Consider the following 17,498-nt stretch of genomic DNA (forward strand, 5'->3'; position numbering starts at 1 on the left):
GGAATTAGGAAAATGACTAAATTAAATGAATATGCTGTGATTGATCTTGGGTCAAATAGTTTTCATATGGTCATTGCTCGTTGTATAAATGGTATTTCACAAATTATTTATAAAAATAAAAAATATATTCATTTAGCTACTGGATTAAATGAAAATAATGAGTTAAGTGAATCAAGTATCAAACGTGGCGTAGAATGCCTTGCTTTGTTTGCTGAGCGATTAAAAGATTTTCCCATTGAAAATGTAAGGATTGTCGCAACACACACATTACGCATTGCCAAAAACAAACAGATATTTTTGACTCAAGCGGCTAAAGTAATGCCTTATCCTATTGAAATTATTTCCGGGCAAGAGGAAGCTCGATTAATTTATCTGGGCACGATGACTACCGAATCGACCAATATAACTAATACAAATTTTGTTATAGATATAGGTGGAGGATCGACTGAGATAGCAATAGGTAAAGGGAATAATCTTAAACCGTACATCGTTGCGAGTAGACCAATGGGATGTGTCACTTATACAAAGCAGTTTTTTTCCCAAAAAAAGATCGATAAAATATCTTTCCAACGAGCCAAACTTGCCGCGGCACAACAGATAGAAAGCATTATTAATACTATAAAAAAACAGAATATTAGTATTGCTTTTGGTACATCGGGTACGATCAAATCCATTTACAAAATACTGTTGGATTTGGGCGTCAGTGATGGAATCATAACTCAAAAACGGTTAGATGATCTAATCAATTATATTTTAGAATTTGACTCTTTCTATGATATTCAATACCCATCCCTTTCCGATGAAAGAAAAGATGTTTTTGTCAGTGGTCTTGCTATATTTAGCGGTGTTTTTGATGCATTAGATTTACAAGCTCTACGATATTGCCCTGGTGCCCTACGTGAAGGCATATTATATGAGCTCATTGATGGTCCCAATTATCGAGATATTAGAGAAACGACAGCTGAGTCCCTCTCTCAACATTATAATATAGACGAACGACATGCAAAACAGGTTGTTAAAACAACCAAATATTTATATTCACAGTGGAAGAGACAGTCTCCTATTACTATTCCGATGCATTTGGAGTCAATATTATACTGGGCAGCACAATTACACGAAGTAGGATTAAAAATCAATTTTTCTTCTGTACATAAACATTCAAGTTATATTTTACAAAACAGTAATCTTCCAGGATTTAATGAAGAACAACAACTCCTTTTGTCTTCTCTTGTTCGTTATCATAGAAAATCAATAAATATTGATAATTTGCCATATTTTAGTCTTTTTGAATATAAGCATATCATATCATTATTACAGATATTAAGATTATCAATATTAATCAATAATCAGCGTAATAATGATCTGAATTTAAATGCTTTTCGTTTGAAATTAATTGATGACAAATTAACCAATGTTACTTTAGAGATAGATGAGACATTCATTGAAAATAATAAACTTATTCTGCTTGATTTAGAACAAGAGCAAAAATATTGGAAAACAGTCGATGATTGGAAGTTATCAATTGTAATAAGTTGAATAAATTTTATTAATATGTTTTTACCGCTAGTTAAACTAGCAGTAAAAACATTTCTTGAGTAAAAAAATTACTTTATTGACCTAACCCTATCATTTTCCACCATAATAAACCAATGGTGAAAACAATAATTAAATTCACAACACTACATACAAAACCAACTTTCCACCATGTTTTTACTGGTACAAATCCTTCAGCGAATAATAGTGGATTCCTAGCGTTGGCAAATTGTGTAATTGAACCAAAATAATTTGTACAAATGACTAGTGCAAAGATAGCTATCATTTGTGGTACACCGAGTGCAATTGCTACAGATAAAAATACAGGAAACAAAGCTGCAATATGAGCATTACCGCTGGCAAAAAAGTAGTGTAAATAAACGTAAACGGTACACAATATAATAATAACAAGCACCCAACTACTTTCACCTAAATGCCCCTCTATTGCATTACCTATAGTATTACCTAACCACTTAGTTACACCAAGTTTGTTTACTTGTCCTGCCATCATAAGTAAGGCTGCAAACCAAATTAAAGTATCCCAAGCAGCTTTTTCTCCTTTAATATCATCCCAACTCAATACGCCTGTTAAAATTAATAGGGTTAAGCCAATAAAAGCTGTAGTAGTTGAGTCAATATCCAATTTATTACCAAAAATCCAAAATACCAAAAGTAGTATCACTGTACTTCCCATTATAATTTCTTTACCAGTAACGGGACCCATTTTTTTAAGCTCTTCCGTCGCTAATTTTGGTGCTTCAGGTGTTTTTTTAAGTTCTGGATTGGTCAAAAAATAGATAACTAACGGAATGATAATGAAAGAAGCTAAACAAGGAGCAATAGCAGCAATAAACCATTGACCCCAACCTAATGTTATGCCAAGCGAAGATGTTACTAATTTAGCCGCCAGTAGATTTCCAGTGAATGCCGTTAAAAACATTGCCGATGTAATATCATTGATATGACTGATCGTTAGCATCAAAAAAGTTCCAATGCGGTTTCGTGAATCATCTTTAGGATTTGAATTAAAATTAATGGCTAAAGCTTCAGCAATTGGGTAAATTACGCCTCCCGCTCGAGCTGTGGTACTTGGAATTGCAGGTGCTAAAGCAATATCAGTTACTGATAATCCATAGGCTAAACCTAATGTATTTCGTCCGAGAATTTTCACTAGGTAATAAGCGATACGTTTACTTAACCCTGTTTTAATAAAACCACGAGCGATCATAAAAGCGATAACAATAAGCCATATTAATGTACTATTTAATTCGCTTAGCGCGATTTTAATTGATTCCGTTGCAGAAGCAGCTCCAGATGGTTTTAACACCGCAAAAATGGTAATCGCCAGTAAACCAATTGCGCCAATAGGCATAATTTCTGCAACAATACAAGCAATAGTAGCCACAAAAATAATACTTGTCCGCCATCCTTCTATACTGATTCCATCAGGAGGTAATACAAATAGCCATAAAATGGCTGAAATAGCAGCGATAATAATAAATGGTAGCCATTTAACCGGTGGCTTTTTTATTGTATCCATTGCATTTTCCTTCTTGTTTTAAAAAGATTTAATTTAGTTTAAAAAAAATTTCTTTTTAGATAATTATTTAATTTTGTTAATCGTTAATTATTTGGCTAGTGAAACTATAAGTGTTTATTAATTTTATTATTTTATTTTTCAATGAATCTATCGAAAAACATTTCCTTTATATATTTGCTACTTTATAGATTATGGTATTCACTTATTCATTGTGCAATACATACTCCTTTAAGAAAATTTGGGAATAATTTAATAATAACATTAGATTAATTTTGACTAGATGTTTATCATTGCCTAAATTCACGGAGATCACCTCTAGTAGGTGAAACTTAATAACAAATTGGTTATCAAGTTTCTGATATTATAAATATTTCACCTAAACAACGACTTTTCTAGTCTAATCAAACTTCAATAGAACAGTTGCTTCTAATAAAATGGCATATATTCAAACTACTAATTTAATATTGATGAATATAATCTGTAGCTTTTTTGCCTGCCTGTAAACCAAAGATAATGATATCTGCAACAGCATTTCCACCAATACGATTGGCACCATGTACGCCTCCAACCACCTCCCCTGCGGCAAAGACGCCTTCAATAACATGATGTTGAGTATCTAATACTTGTGTTTCCGGATTGATAGTTACTCCTCCCATAGTATGATGTATTCCTGGTGCAATTTTTATCGCATAAAATGGATCTTTATTAATAGGATGACGCATCCCTGTTGTTCGACCAAAATCTTCATCATGTTTATTCAAAATAAAATTATCATAACGTTTTATTGTTTCAGTCAATGTATTTGCATCAATGGATAACTGTTTAGCTAATTCATCAATAGTATTGGCTTGAGTCACTAAATGACGTGAAACATACTCCTCTACCGATTTATTTTCATCACGAACTTGTTGATCAAATAAGATATAAGCATAATGTTCTGGTAAATTTTTGATACTATTAGAAACTTTATCACGCGTATCTAATTCATTAACAAAGCGTTTTCCATCTTGTGATATTAATATTGCACCTCCACCACGAATTGATTCAGAAATGAGATAAGCGGTTGTTTGTTCTACAGTAGGATGAATTTGAATTTCGTTCATATCCACCGTACCTGCACCAAGCTTTTCTAGAATGGTAATTCCCGATCCTGTTGCTCCTTTATGATTAGTTGTCACAAAACCTTTGAGATCAGGGCGGTATTTTTCAACCATTTCTCTATTTGCGCCAAATCCACCGGTGGCAATGATTACTGCTTTTGTTTTAATGGTATGAATTGAACCATCTTCTTGGGTAACTTCCACCCCTGTTACTTTATGATTTTCAGTTACAATTTTAGTGACGTTGGTATCAAGCATAACTTCAATACCACGATTATTGATATTTTTTACCAATCCACTTATTAAAAAACCACCCACCGCAGCCCCACTTTCTGGTCGATGAGTTCGATCGATACTCATGCCTCCAGTTGTGGTAATACCACTTAACGTAATGCCATTTTTATCTAACCAATCAATAGCATCTGGAGCATTGTCAACAAAATAACGTAACAAATCAGGATTATTTTTGTTTTTTCCTCCAATCATTGTTTCTTTATAGAAAAGATCTTTACTATCGATGATTCCTCTCAGTTTTTGAAATTTAGTTTCTGCAGCATTCATACCAGCCGATGCTTTATTGGTATTTCCCCCAATCACTGACATTTTTTCAATAATGACTACATTGGCACCTAAATCATGTGCACGAATTGCCGCTGCTAATCCCGCTCCTCCGCTTCCAACAATAACAATATCAAAAGATTTATCATCGGGATCACCACCTTCGGCCAAAATGGCATCTTTATTGGATTTAACCATGGCTTTAGTTACCGCTTTCTTAAATGCTTCACATTGAGTTGTAGCACCAGAAATAGTGTCAACATGAGGACTATTGGAACTAATAATTCTATCTTTTATTTCATTAAAATTACTTAATACATTATCATCAAAATTATTTGCATTAACTAATTGCATATCTTTAATATAGTCTTTTGCTAATTCAACATTGATCGTAAATTCATAGGATTCATCATTGACTTTTTCTTGATAATTACCTGGTTTAAATTTTTTGTTATTTAAATTTACATCTCGAATTAAACTTTCAACTAATGGAAAATGCCATAATGGCACTGGGATTTTGAGTTCTTCTCGCTTATCGCTATTGATAAACAATTCAAGCTTTTCACCATTTTTGATTCGACTTGTCCAATCTGGATAGGCAATGCAGGCACGACCAACAGCAACTAAATCATAACCATTTTCTAAGGCAGTTTCTAAATCGGTTTGATTAATTACATTACCAACACCGACAACTGGAATTTTAGCTAATGTGTCAGAACGCATTGCAACATATTTTTTAATCAATGGTATTGGATCTTCAATATTGACAATTGAGGATCTTAATATCGTTCCCATTGAAAAATGAACATAATCTAAACCTTTTTCAGCTAATTTCTCAAGTAAATACATAGTATCATCAAAACGAATACCTGGTATTTCTAACTCTTCTGGTGAAAAACGATAGCCAATAATAAAATCAGATTTCCCAAACTTCTTAACAATATTGTGAGTTATATCCAAAATGGCTAAGGGGAATCTTGTTCGATTATCCCGACTCCCTCCCCATTTGTCATTGCGTTGATTTGAATTTGGTGAATAAAATTGCTGAATTAAATAGGTATTAGCACCGTGGATTTCTACACCATCAAAACCTGCTTGGATAGCTCGTCTAACTGCTTCTCCAAATTTTTCGATCATTTGATCTACTTCATTCGCCGTTAGTTCTATTGGAGTAGCTGCTTCAGGTCTAGGGGCAGCAATCGCACTAGGGCCTACAGGGGAGAGTCCACCAATAAGCTTGGGCTCCACCATTCTACCGCCATGATAAACCTGAATGATTGCTTTTGAACCTTTTTCTTTAATTGCATGAGCTATTTTTGCTAAACCCTCAATTTTGTCATCACTATCTAGTCCAATAGCTCCAGGAAAAGCTAACCCTTTTTGATCGACAAAACCACATTCGACAATAATAGTTCCAATTTCTCCAGATCTGGCATTGTAATATTCAATTAGATCGGATGTTACAGAACCTTCATAAAATCCAGAACAAGTAGTCATTGGTGCCATAATTATGCGATTCTTTAATTCAACACCATTGGGTAATGTTAATGGTTCAAAAGCATTTTTCTTTGTCATTTTAGGTACCTGATAATTACTTAAATTAATTTATAATTGGTAATAATAACATTACTAATAATCATCCTCTACCGACAATAGCTTCATTAGCAAGGTTAGTATCATTTTTTCGACAGAAATTTTTTTAAATTTATTAAAAAATTATAAAATAATTTACTTTTTCAATATTTAAATATTGCTTATTTTGTATCATTTTTTCCATTTCTGATTAATAAAAATGGATTTTTAGTCTAAAAAAAAACACTATAACTATTTCATTTACTTGCAAATTTTTTAATACTTTATTCTTGAACTTTAATTCTAATCAGTTAGAATGCTTAATAATTTATATAAAAAGGAATGGTAGATGATTGTGGCACATACACACAAACTGAAAGAAACATTAAAACATCATTCTTTTTCTATTTTAATTAATGATCCTCCATTATGGAGGATTTTTTATTTTAAGCCTATCTTTTTTTATTTTCATCTCAGATTACCAATCAAATTCAATATAAGTACACCAAAACAGGAGCAAGCATGAAACCTTTGATCCCTTTTTATAATCCAAGTATTAGTTATGAAGATAATTATGCTCAAGGGCCTTTTGGACTTTTCAGTCAATTAGATAAGGCAGAACAAGTAACAACTCTGCCTACTAAATTTTTAAATGTTGATGTGAATTTACCGTTTGGAATGCCTGCAGGTCCATTATTAAATGCAAATTATATCAAAGCAGCTTTTGTATATGGATTTGATTTATGTGTGTACAAAACAGTTAGAACAAAAATGCATAAATGTCACCCTTTACCAAATGTTTTGTCCGTACATCCTAAAGGTAAACTAAGCAGTAACCTTGATACAGTTTTAGCCGACACCAATTATAATCAACCATTATCAATTACTAACTCCTTTGGCGTTCCTTCTTTTGCACCTGACGTTTGGCAACCAGATATGGCTGAGGCAGTTAAAGCAGCGGGTCATGGTCAATGTGTAATTGGTAGCTTTCAAGGAACTCAAGGCAATGGCGCAATTGAAAAAGACTATGCTTTAGCAGCAAAATTAGTTAGAGAAACTGATGCCCCCATTCTAGAAGCCAATCTGAGTTGTCCTAACGAAGGTGCAAGTAAACTACTTTGTTTTGATACCGATAAAGTGGAGCGTATTGTTAATGAAATAAAAACAGCCGTGCCTGATCGCCCTCTTATTTTAAAATTAGCTTATTTTCCTGATGATGAAAGAATTGTGTCGTTATTAAAACGAGTTGGCTCAATTATTGATGGTTTAAGTACTATTAATACCCTTTCGGCTAAACCTGTAGATGCAAATGGCCATCCAGCATTAGGAGAAAATAGAAAAGAAGGTGGAGTCTGTGGTGATGCTATTCGTTGGGCAGGTTTGGATATGGTGACTCGTCTAGCTAAATATCGTCAACAAATGGAATTAAACTTTGCAATTATTGGCGTTGGCGGCGTAAGCTCAAGTGAACATTATCAGGAATTTATAAAAGCTGGCGCTAACGCAGTAATGAGTGCTACGGGCGCTATGTGGAATCCTTTGCTTGCAATAGAAATCAAAAAGAGTTTAAAACAATAATAAATGGATACTCTAAAAAGTTACAGGGTAACTTGTATGCCCTTTAACTTTTTAACTTAACTTAACTTAATTTAATCTTATTCATAACAATATTATTTTTATTTATTTTTATTGAAATAAATATAACCGAATATAAGATGTGCTAGAAAAACAGTAACAAGAATAATTCTAACATGTAATGAATTAAAGATAATAAAAGGTATGAGTAATACAATAAATACCATCAAAAGCATTTTCAATAAACTTGCTTTTGAAGCTTTTTTCTCAATCAACATTTTTTGAATGTAAATTTGATAATATTTACTTTTAGTAAAATAAGAATAAAGGCGATCAGAACTATTCAGCCAAAGATAAGCTGTTAATAAATAGAAAGGTATAGTAGGTAAAACTGGCACAAAAATACCAACGGTTCCTAATATAAAAGAAACACTTCCCAATAATATAAATAAACTTTTTTTTAACATTAAAAAATTTAGCTCTAAGAAAATTTACTGTTTAATTAACATCAATTTAATATAACACAGCTGATGTTTTTTTTGAAAAATGCTTTTGTTAGCTACATCATCCCTATTCTGCTGACTATAAGCTTCAGTAATATAATTATGTATGTCCAGTAGATAATAAAAACATAATTAAAATACGTTATAGTTCATTAATTTTAATATGATCTATGGATAGTTCGAATATACTCATATCTTATTAATATATAGAGAAGTCAATTTTATTATCGTTTTCTCCTATTTTAGAACTAAGATATTACCGCAATATTAAGTAATATGCTTATTAATGAATTTTAAGACATAGACCAAATTTATTCACGCTATAAAACATAACCATTTGTCATCATGGCTTTGATTTGGGATGGTCTAAATGGATTATCTGAAAATGTCACCAATTTGACACAAAGAATTTTACAATAAAAAAAGCGCTTTCGTGGAGCGCTCTAATTGAATGAATTTCTATAATAATTGGCGGAACGGACGGGGCTCGAACCCGCGACCCCCTGCGTGACAGGCAGGTATTCTAACCAACTGAACTACCGCTCCGCTTTTTAGATTCCTTTAACGAACAACATTAAAGTAGGCGTGATATTAAAGATTATTTTCTTGTTCGTCAATCATATTTTTAAAATCATTGTTCAATTGAATATAAAAACATCATTAATGTAATTTCCACATGGCTTCACCACTTTTCTTTTCAATTTTTTTTAGGATTGATTCATGTTCGGAAAGCTCGTGTTCCGTTGCCTTTATAATCTTTAACGGATTACCTGTACGTTCTATTCTTTTTATAACACTTCCCTCTGTTGAAGTTGAAAGATGTTCATCTGAACTGAAAACTAGAGTTGTTTGCCCACCAGTCATAGCTAAATAAACTTCAGCTAAAATCTCGGCATCAAGTAAAGCTCCATGAAGAGTTCGATGAGAATTATCTATCTGATAGCGTTCACAAAGAACATCTAAATTATTACGTTTACCGGGAAACATTCGTCTGGCCATAGCTAAAGTATCGGTTACGATACAATGCTCAGATGTTTTAAAATCTAGACCACAAAGCCGGAATTCATAATCCATAAATCCGACGTCAAATGAAGCGTTATGAATTACTAGCTCTGCGCCATCAATGAATTTAATAAAATCATGAGCAATATTTTTGAAAATCGGTTTATCTTTAACGAATTCATCACTTATGCCATGAACTCTAAAAGCCTCTTCATCAATTAGGCGTTCAGGATTAATATAGACATGAAAATGGTTACCAGTTAATCGACGGTTAACCACTTCAACAGCACCAATTTCAATAATCTTATGACCTTCATAATGATTATTGCCCTCCTGATTCATACCAGTGGTTTCTGTATCTAATACGATTTGGCGAGTACAATTAGTTATCACAGTATTCTCTTTTTATGTATTAATAAATGTTGGGAAAAACAAAATAATGGTATAGTCTAGCACTAAAACTCTTTGATGTTGATATCTGCGAAAATTGAAGTAAATAATTTAATCAAATCAGTACAAATATTTTACTATTTTATATCAAACTCACATTCAAAATGTTATTTGATTTTTAAAAAAGATTAATAAAATGTTAAAACAAATTGAAATATACACAGATGGTTCTTGCCTTGGTAATCCTGGCCCTGGAGGATATGCCGCAATATTAAAATATAAGCAAAACGAAAAAATCTTATCTCAAGGTTATTTTAAAACAACAAACAATCGCATGGAATTATTAGCCGCTATTGTTGCCTTAGAGCAATTAAAACAAACTTGCAAGATAAAACTCTATTCAGATAGTCAATATGTACGCAATGGGATTACCAATTGGATACATGGATGGAAAAGAAATGGCTGGAAAACATCCAATAAAAAACCTGTTAAAAATGTAGATTTATGGATGCGTTTAGACAAATTAGTTCAAACGCATGAAATTGAATGGATTTGGGTAAAAGGTCATGCTGGACATATTGAAAATGAACGTTGTGATGTAATTGCAAAATCCATGGCTCAAGCACCAAGCTTATCCGATGTTGTATTTGAACAATCATTATCTGAAAATGCAAATAATGACGATAGTGAACTGAATTTATTTTGATAGAGTATCGATAATAAGTGTAAATTTTTAATAAATTGCAATAAGTAACATTAACGGAGTCAATAATAAATGTTTCACTTACATGTTATTCCCGCATTAAAAGATAACTATATATGGTTATTAGAAAATTCACATAATCAGGTCATCATAGTCGATCCTGGTGATGCACAAGTGGTCATTAATTATCTTAATCAACATAAACTATTACCACTTGCAATTTTACTTACACATCACCATATAGACCACGTTGGAGGTGTTAGCGGGCTAAAAACCAAATATCCTGATGTAATCATTTATGGTCCAAGTGAGATTAATTTACCAATTACCTATCTAACTAATCAACATGAAGTGAGTATTGGTGATTTCAATTTTGAGGTGTTCCATTTACCTGGGCATACTTTGGGACATTTAGCTTATTATTGTCATCCTTATCTGTTTTCTGGTGATACATTGTTTTCTGCTGGATGTGGAAGAATTTTTGAAGGAACTTATCAACAAATGTTAAGTTCGCTTAACAAATTAAAACAGTTGCCTGATGATACTCTTGTTTGTGCTGGACACGAATACACTTTAGCAAATTTAAATTTTGCTAAAAATATGGTTCCAGATGACAAAGAAATAAACAAATATTTTGATAGTATCCATAATAAATCAGTGACTTTACCTTCTATTTTAAATGAAGAAAAACAAATTAATTTATTTTTACGATGCGAAGAAAAATCTTTACAAGATAAATTCAATTTTAGCGATGAATTAGAGCTGTTTGCTTTTTTTAGGAGCCTAAAAGATAATTTTTAGGTATAATAGTAATCTTAAACAATATAGAACTTAGTCTGTCTAATGAAAAAATTATTAATATTTACAGTGTTATGCTCTTTTTTAGGTGCATGTCAGCAGTATAGTGGGCCGCGCCATAATGCAGTTGTTAGAATAAAGTACTCAAAAAATACCGTAGTTAGTAATAGACAAACTGTCAGTAATAGTAATTATGTATCTATCACGCAAAATCCATGGCAGTATATAAACAATCAGATTAATGCTAATGTTCCCGATAATAGTCGCATTAAAGCTGAAAGAGAAATATTATTACGTGATCCCCAAGGTTTTGAAACAATCGCATTACGTTCGGAGCCTTATGTTTATTATATAGTTAATCAATTACGTAAAAATAATTTACCTGTTGAGTTAGCTTTAGTTCCTTTAATTGAAAGTGCTTATGATCCATTAGCAACATCATCTGCTCAAGCGGCAGGTTTATGGCAATTTGTACCTATAACAGCAAAAGAGTATGGATTAAAACAGAGTAATTATTTTGATGCTCGCCGTGATTTAATTGCATCAACAAATTCAGCCATCACATTATTACAAAATTTAAACGAACGCTTTAATGGTGATTGGTTATTAACGCTTGCTGCTTATAATGCTGGTGAAGGGCGCGTTAGAAGAGCAATGGAGAAAAACCATGCTAAAGGTTTATCCACTGACTATTGGTCTTTAGAATTACCTAATGAAACAATGCATTATGTTCCTAAAATTTTGGCAATAGTGGATATTGTAAAAAATAATACTCGATATGGTATTAAATTGCCTGATTGTAATTATGAAAATTCATTGGTCAGAATTGATATAACTAAAAACATTTCATTGGCTAAAATTGCTCAATATACAGGATTGTCACTCAATGAGTTAACGACCTATAATGCGGGGTATGTACAGCAAACCGTAAATGGTCCTTTCCATTTGCTTATTCCACATGCTCATGCCAAAAGTTTATTCCAAAAATTACAAGCAGAAAATCTTGTAGCAAATGAAATAACTGAGCTTTTGCAGGATGTACCACATGCTCCGATGCCATTTGAAGTTAAATCATCAGCAGTACAACATAATGATCTAAATCATCAAAAGATCAGTTCAATTGTGGAGAATAATAGTAACAATACCCAAATCACTTATCAAGTGAAAGCGGGTGATAATCTCTATAGTATTGCACAAAATTATCGAGTAAAAATTACCGATCTGTTGTTATGGAATAACTTAAAAAATCAGAGAATTAAAGAGGGTGATGTTCTAACAATTAACCTTGTGAATGCAAATCCAATTTAAAACTTACATAAAGAGGATTATGATCTGATGCAGTTGTACTAATTATTTGCGCTGCATCAAGCTGTAATCCTCGATAAAAAACAAAGTCTAAAGGTCTTCCCATAAATGTTTTCCTAATATCAACGCTGAAATTTACGGGTTTAAGTCCAATTGAACTCACTAAATAAAATAATAAATCTAAGCGCTGTTTACTCCATGCATTAAAATCCCCCGCTAATATTACCGGACCATGATGTTCTTTAATACGTTTTAATAATATATGGATTTGTTGGCGATAAACCTTAATTCCAATACTAAAATTAACAGCATGAATGTTTGCTACCAATAATTGTTGTAATGAATTTTTAATAGGATAGATAGTTATTAACGCTGATTTGGGAACCCGAATTAGTGGCTCTATTTCTCTAAAAGACAAAAGATCTGTTGGTAAACTATCGGTTATAGTCATAACACCGGCATAAATATCTTTCAAACAATATGCTGGAACATGATCTGCAATTTTATTGTGTCGTGAAATAAAATTTAATAATTGAGGTGTAGTTTGGGCTTCTTGTAATAAAATTAGTTTAGCTTTATCTGCATAAAGCTCTAAAATATTGATACATTCCGCCCTCTTTTGCTTAAAAATATTCCAAACTAAAATTGAAAAATATTCTTGATCAATGAGTGGTTGCTTTACCACTATATGATGGTTAGGTAATATCAATTCTACATCGCTATTTCTCTTATATCTTAATGTATAATTGCGTTTTCTGAACATTTTAAATATTGTTTTTTTGTTTTACATACTCATCAAAGGATAAGGTATCACTTTGCTCTTTTTTCTTTTGTTTTTCAATAGACAAAATACGCTGTTGAACAAAATCGCTATCAGTCAATATTGCTAAAGGTTCTGCTGAGAGTTGTTTTTTATATTGAGATGCAAGGACTAAACCAAATTTAGAAGTGCCTAAATCACTAATAGCTTCAAGTGTTCTAGCAGATAAAGTTAATTCAGGTTGGTCAAACATCACATCTAACTTTTCACAAACCTTTCGATATTGTCGATGCTCATCATTATGATCCAAAACATCAGCGACTCTAAGCAAATCTTTAAACAAATTATGCCCAACTTTAGATAATGGTTCCCGATAACTATCACAGCCCATGCCTATTTCCAAACCAGGCTTACGCCCTTCCATGATTACTCGATTCCAATTTATTTTAGAACACTCAAGTTCCTCACTACTCATTTCTGGTGCAGGCGCTAATGCACACCAAATTAAGAAAAGATCGATAAAACGAATTTGTTCTTCGGTAATACCAATAGGTGAAAAAGGATTTATATCCAACGCTCGAACTTCAATATACTCAATACCGCCACGCATAAGTGCATCAGATGGCGATTCCCCAGATCTTGGTACCCGTTTAGGGCGAATTGGTGCATAAAACTCATTTTCAATTTGTAATACATTATCATTCAATTGACGATAATGGCCATTTACTTTGACACCCAATTTACTAAATTGTGGTGACTTGGTATGTGTGGCTCGTTTAAGGCCTTCAACATAAGTATCTAAGTGATTAAATGTTATACCTAACTGCTTTTGTGCATCATTTGTGTAACCAATATCACTTAGTCTTAATGAAGTTGCATAAGGTAAATAACAATTTCCGTTTGTTTGTTCAATAAAAGCTTTCGCTTTTTCTGGGTTTTGAATAAATGAAGAACATATAGATGGAGAGGCGCCGAATAAATAAGGAATAACCCACCCAAAGCGATAATAGTTACGGATTAAAGTAAAATAGCCTTCAGAAATAACGGCTTTACCTTCTTCAGTATTTTTTACACCATCTCTAGCTTGCCAAAATGCCATTGGCAATGAAAAATTATAATGAACTCCTGAAATAGTTTGCATCATTGCGCCATAACGGTTTTTTAAACCTTCACGATACACCGTTTTGAAACGCCCTTCATTTGATGATCCATATTGTGCCAAAATAATGTCATCTTCGTTTGCGACAAAACATGGCATACTTAAAGGCCACATCAATTCATCACCAATATTAACACTAGCATAACGATGCAAATCACGTAAAAATGTTAACATATAATCAATATTAGTATTAACTGGCGTAATGAATTCAAGTAGTGATTCAGCAAAATCAGTTGTGACCCAAGGGTGAGTGAGCGCGGAGCCTATATTGGCTGGGAAAGGTGTTTTTGATAAGGAACCATCAGGTAAAATACGCAAAGTTTCTCGCTCAACACCGCGTTGAATGCCTTGTAAAATTGTATAATGTTTTTCTAACCAGCTAAGTGCTTTAGAAACATCAGGTATCATAATTTTGCGTTTCCTTAATTAAGATTGATTTTTGCCATATTAACATAAATTACAGCCTATCATGGGCTATTTTTATAATATGCAATTAATAAATTAATATTTATTCATCTTTAAAGATAAACTTCACTATTATATTCATAATAGAGCTGTTAATTAAAAATTATCAGATAAACATATATTTTATATTTAAATAGAAACATAATAATCTGTAGAGGGCAATTTTTTCGAAAATAATAAGAGTCAATAGAGTTGATAATTCACCTACTCTATTGATTTAAAATTTCATTATAGTTTAACTATCACTTTGCTTTTTTTGGTTAGCAACATAATCTTCATCGACAGGTGTGACGATTTTATTCTTGTGATCAATAAGATAGGTTTTACCAAAACCAATAACAATGCGTCCTGATGTTGGTGTAATTTTAAATAAGTTAAAATCATTCATCTCACAAAGCATATAAACCATCTTACTCACCCGTTTAGCAAGCTGATCGATTACTTTCTCAAAAATTGAAGAATTTTTATCAACAATTTCAGCTGTTGCTTGAGAACTCAGACGTCTACGAGCATAAATATTTTTTGTCTTAGATTCATCATCAATAATAATAAAAGAAATTTGAGGATTGATTTTCATATTTTGACTATGTGGTGCTAAATCAGAAATAAGAACATAATAATCACTTCCATCAAAGAAATAAGGTGAATAACTGGTTTCAACCCCTCCATCTTTATTTATAGTCGATAGTATGACTGTTAACACGGATTCATGTAAGCTATCTAATGTATCTTCAACATTATTAGTTTTGGATTCTGCCATAAAAACTCCTTATTTAATTTAACTTTTATTTTTTTACTTAATCTGTTATTTCTTTTTTATAATATTAATTGATTGCATTGTTTGAAATAAGACGATATATCCGAATGAGAAATTATAATAAAACTACTATTTGTTAAGTTAGTTTGTAACAATTTTAGTAATTGATGTTCTGAATGTTTATCTAATGCATTTGTCGTCTCATCCATAAATATCCAATCAGGTTTATGCAATAAAATCCGCGCTATCACTAAACGCTGTTTTTCACCTCCAGATAGTCTATTTAAATCGTAATCTAGTAACTTTTTTTCAATATCTTGAGCTAAGAAACCTACCTCTGCTAAAATTTGTTTAATACTGTCTAGATCCTTTTCTAATAAAGGGTTAGGATAAGCCACTGCATGAGCTAATCCTCCCATAGGAAAATAAGGATTTTGTGATAAAAAGAGTTTATTAGCTTTTGGTAACTTAATATAACCTTCATAGTAGGGATAAATTCCTGATAATAATTTAAACAAGGTCGATTTACCTATTCCTGACACTCCTGACAAGATGATAGATTTCCCTTTATTTAATCGCAGTTCGGGTACTTTAAGCAAAACCTTACCACTTGGATTTTTTATAATTAGATTATTTATTAATAAAGTATCCGTATCTTTTTCAAATTGCCTTTGTTGGTTATGCATATCAGCTATCAATCTAGCACGATTAATAAACTGACATAAACGGTGGCTACAGGCAGTCAGCTCAGCTAAATTATTATAATTGAAAATAAACCACGATAAATTAACCACCACATTACTAAATGTCTTACTAATTTGCATTAATGATCCAAGGCTAACTTTGCCAATTAGGTAAATAGGTAAAGCAAAAAAAGTGGGTATTTGTAAAACAGTAAGATTATAAGGTCGAGTAAAACAACCTAGAAATAACTGTCGTTTAATTAACTGATACCAATTTGTCATGATGTCACTAAAATGCTGATCGAGTATCTCTCTTTCAACTTTTTCTCCGTTTAATAAGGCTATCGGTTCTTTTGATTCTCTAAATCGAGTTAAAGCAAAACGGTAATCCGCTTCTTTATGCTGTTGTTGAATTAATAAAGCTTTCAAAGGATTACCAAGCCAATGAGTCAGGTAAGAACAGATAATGACATATATTGGCGCTAACCAAACCATATAGTGTGAAAGACTAATATCAAAACCCAATAGATTAAACGATAAAACGAAGTTATCTGTAATTTGCCATAGCAATATAAAATACGTAACTAGACCTATCAGTTGAGTGATAAAAGAAAACCCCTCATTGGTTAATTTATCAACAAACAACTGGCAATCTTCAGCAATGCGTTGTTCAGGATTATCTATTTCACCTTGTTTATTATTCAAAAACCAATAGGTTTTATTATTTATCCAATGATCTAATATCGTATCATTAAGTACTTTACGCCATATAATAACGGTAATTTTTCTTAAATAATCTGACATTAAAAAAGTAATGGCACCTAGGATTGTTAATAAAATAAAAACGCCAATTTGATTTACTACTTCTTGTAAATTATATTTTTCTAGTGCATTGTAGAAATTTTTATTCCAACCAATCATCTCCAAACTAATTTTAATTAAAACAATTTTTAAACTTATCACAATGAAAGCGTAACAAAATCCCAATTTACCTTGCTTAGTTTTGGTGCAGAGTTTTATAAGCAAAAAAATATTTTTTAATGTTTGCAAAACTTTTACTCTCAATAAATAACTATTGTTAAAAGCCACCTACTC

The 17,498-nt window shown here is 32.0% G+C and carries 13 protein-coding genes and 1 tRNA gene; 5 read left to right on the forward strand and 9 right to left on the reverse strand.

Translation table 11 applies throughout. From position 1 onward, the window contains the following. Positions 1–12 precede the first annotated feature (12 nt). On the forward strand, positions 13–1,536 hold the full coding sequence (locus AC5LW9_RS08195; protein WP_493455629.1) for a Ppx/GppA phosphatase family protein: 1,524 nt from the start codon (positions 13–15) through the stop codon (positions 1,534–1,536). Between the two features lie 73 nt (positions 1,537–1,609). On the opposite strand, the gene AC5LW9_RS08200 is transcribed toward AC5LW9_RS08195, so the two are convergent. Both AC5LW9_RS08200 and AC5LW9_RS08205 read right to left on the reverse strand, forming a co-directional pair. Further along, a complete protein-coding gene (locus AC5LW9_RS08200; RefSeq protein ID WP_493455630.1) occupies positions 1,610–3,073 on the reverse strand; it encodes a DASS family sodium-coupled anion symporter in 1,464 nt (487 codons plus the stop codon). 458 nt (positions 3,074–3,531) lie between these two features. Further along, on the reverse strand, positions 3,532–6,306 hold the full coding sequence (locus AC5LW9_RS08205; RefSeq protein WP_493455631.1) for a flavocytochrome c: 2,775 nt from the start codon (positions 6,304–6,306) through the stop codon (positions 3,532–3,534). Between the two features lie 519 nt (positions 6,307–6,825). Between AC5LW9_RS08205 and AC5LW9_RS08210 the strand changes: the two genes are divergently transcribed. Next, the gene (locus AC5LW9_RS08210) at positions 6,826–7,881 is read left to right on the forward strand and encodes a beta/alpha barrel domain-containing protein (RefSeq protein ID WP_086327681.1); all 1,056 of its coding nucleotides are present in this window, start codon (positions 6,826–6,828) and stop codon (positions 7,879–7,881) included. A gap of 98 nt (positions 7,882–7,979) precedes the next feature. Here the strand turns inward: AC5LW9_RS08210 and AC5LW9_RS08215 are convergent, their stop codons facing one another. The 3 genes from AC5LW9_RS08215 to dnaQ form a co-directional block, all read right to left on the reverse strand. After that, positions 7,980–8,345 (reverse strand): YbaN family protein, encoded by a 366-nt coding sequence (locus AC5LW9_RS08215; protein WP_493455632.1) that lies wholly within the window; start codon positions 8,343–8,345, stop codon positions 7,980–7,982. Positions 8,346–8,850: 505 nt separating this feature from the next. Next, positions 8,851–8,927, reverse strand: a tRNA-Asp gene (locus AC5LW9_RS08220). 114 nt (positions 8,928–9,041) lie between these two features. Beyond that, the gene (gene dnaQ / locus AC5LW9_RS08225; RefSeq protein WP_493455633.1) at positions 9,042–9,776 is read right to left on the reverse strand and encodes a DNA polymerase III subunit epsilon; all 735 of its coding nucleotides are present in this window, start codon (positions 9,774–9,776) and stop codon (positions 9,042–9,044) included. A 193-nt stretch (positions 9,777–9,969) separates the two neighbouring features. Between dnaQ and rnhA the strand changes: the two genes are divergently transcribed. The 3 genes from rnhA to AC5LW9_RS08240 all read left to right on the forward strand — a co-directional run bounded on the left by rnhA (position 9,970) and on the right by AC5LW9_RS08240 (position 12,582). Further along, positions 9,970–10,479 (forward strand): ribonuclease HI, encoded by a 510-nt coding sequence (gene rnhA, locus AC5LW9_RS08230; RefSeq protein WP_198228915.1) that lies wholly within the window; start codon positions 9,970–9,972, stop codon positions 10,477–10,479. A 69-nt stretch (positions 10,480–10,548) separates the two neighbouring features. Further along, positions 10,549–11,277, forward strand: a complete 729-nt coding sequence (gloB, locus tag AC5LW9_RS08235; RefSeq protein ID WP_198235987.1) for a hydroxyacylglutathione hydrolase — start codon at positions 10,549–10,551, stop codon at positions 11,275–11,277. Between the two features lie 42 nt (positions 11,278–11,319). Next, positions 11,320–12,582, forward strand: a complete 1,263-nt coding sequence (locus tag AC5LW9_RS08240) for a transglycosylase SLT domain-containing protein (RefSeq protein ID WP_198235988.1) — start codon at positions 11,320–11,322, stop codon at positions 12,580–12,582. Here AC5LW9_RS08240 and AC5LW9_RS08245 read toward each other — a convergent pair. The 4 genes from AC5LW9_RS08245 to AC5LW9_RS08260 all read right to left on the reverse strand — a co-directional run bounded on the left by AC5LW9_RS08245 (position 12,554) and on the right by AC5LW9_RS08260 (position 17,492). Further along, positions 12,554–13,342 (reverse strand): endonuclease/exonuclease/phosphatase family protein, encoded by a 789-nt coding sequence (locus tag AC5LW9_RS08245; protein ID WP_334321934.1) that lies wholly within the window; start codon positions 13,340–13,342, stop codon positions 12,554–12,556. The genes AC5LW9_RS08240 and AC5LW9_RS08245 overlap by 29 nt on opposite strands. A 1-nt stretch (position 13,343) precedes the next feature. Further along, complete coding sequence (gene gshA, locus AC5LW9_RS08250; RefSeq protein ID WP_493455634.1) at positions 13,344–14,906, reverse strand: glutamate--cysteine ligase; 1,563 nt, start codon at positions 14,904–14,906, stop codon at positions 13,344–13,346. A gap of 292 nt (positions 14,907–15,198) precedes the next feature. Further along, positions 15,199–15,723 (reverse strand): HugZ family pyridoxamine 5'-phosphate oxidase, encoded by a 525-nt coding sequence (locus tag AC5LW9_RS08255; protein ID WP_493455635.1) that lies wholly within the window; start codon positions 15,721–15,723, stop codon positions 15,199–15,201. Positions 15,724–15,779: 56 nt separating this feature from the next. Next, entirely contained in the window at positions 15,780–17,492 is a 1,713-nt protein-coding gene (locus tag AC5LW9_RS08260; RefSeq protein ID WP_493455636.1) for an ABC transporter ATP-binding protein/permease, read from the reverse strand. Between the last annotated feature and the right edge of the window lie 6 nt (positions 17,493–17,498).

The organism is Gilliamella sp. LMG 34360 (genome assembly GCF_984568995.1).

What these genes read in the sequence shown, in the direction of transcription:
- AC5LW9_RS08195 (WP_493455629.1), top strand. Translation starts at nt 13, where the DNA reads ATGACTAAATTAAATGAATATGCTGTGATTGATCTTGGGTCAAATAGT.
- AC5LW9_RS08200 (WP_493455630.1), bottom strand. Translation starts at nt 3,073, where the DNA reads ATGGATACAATAAAAAAGCCACCGGTTAAATGGCTACCATTTATTATT.
- AC5LW9_RS08205 (WP_493455631.1), bottom strand. Translation starts at nt 6,306, where the DNA reads ATGACAAAGAAAAATGCTTTTGAACCATTAACATTACCCAATGGTGTT.
- AC5LW9_RS08210 (WP_086327681.1), top strand. Translation starts at nt 6,826, where the DNA reads ATGAAACCTTTGATCCCTTTTTATAATCCAAGTATTAGTTATGAAGAT.
- AC5LW9_RS08215 (WP_493455632.1), bottom strand. Translation starts at nt 8,345, where the DNA reads ATGTTAAAAAAAAGTTTATTTATATTATTGGGAAGTGTTTCTTTTATA.
- rnhA (WP_198228915.1), top strand. Translation starts at nt 9,970, where the DNA reads ATGTTAAAACAAATTGAAATATACACAGATGGTTCTTGCCTTGGTAAT.
- gloB (WP_198235987.1), top strand. Translation starts at nt 10,549, where the DNA reads ATGTTTCACTTACATGTTATTCCCGCATTAAAAGATAACTATATATGG.
- AC5LW9_RS08240 (WP_198235988.1), top strand. Translation starts at nt 11,320, where the DNA reads ATGAAAAAATTATTAATATTTACAGTGTTATGCTCTTTTTTAGGTGCA.
- AC5LW9_RS08245 (WP_334321934.1), bottom strand. Translation starts at nt 13,342, where the DNA reads ATGTTCAGAAAACGCAATTATACATTAAGATATAAGAGAAATAGCGAT.
- gshA (WP_493455634.1), bottom strand. Translation starts at nt 14,906, where the DNA reads ATGATACCTGATGTTTCTAAAGCACTTAGCTGGTTAGAAAAACATTAT.
- AC5LW9_RS08255 (WP_493455635.1), bottom strand. Translation starts at nt 15,723, where the DNA reads ATGGCAGAATCCAAAACTAATAATGTTGAAGATACATTAGATAGCTTA.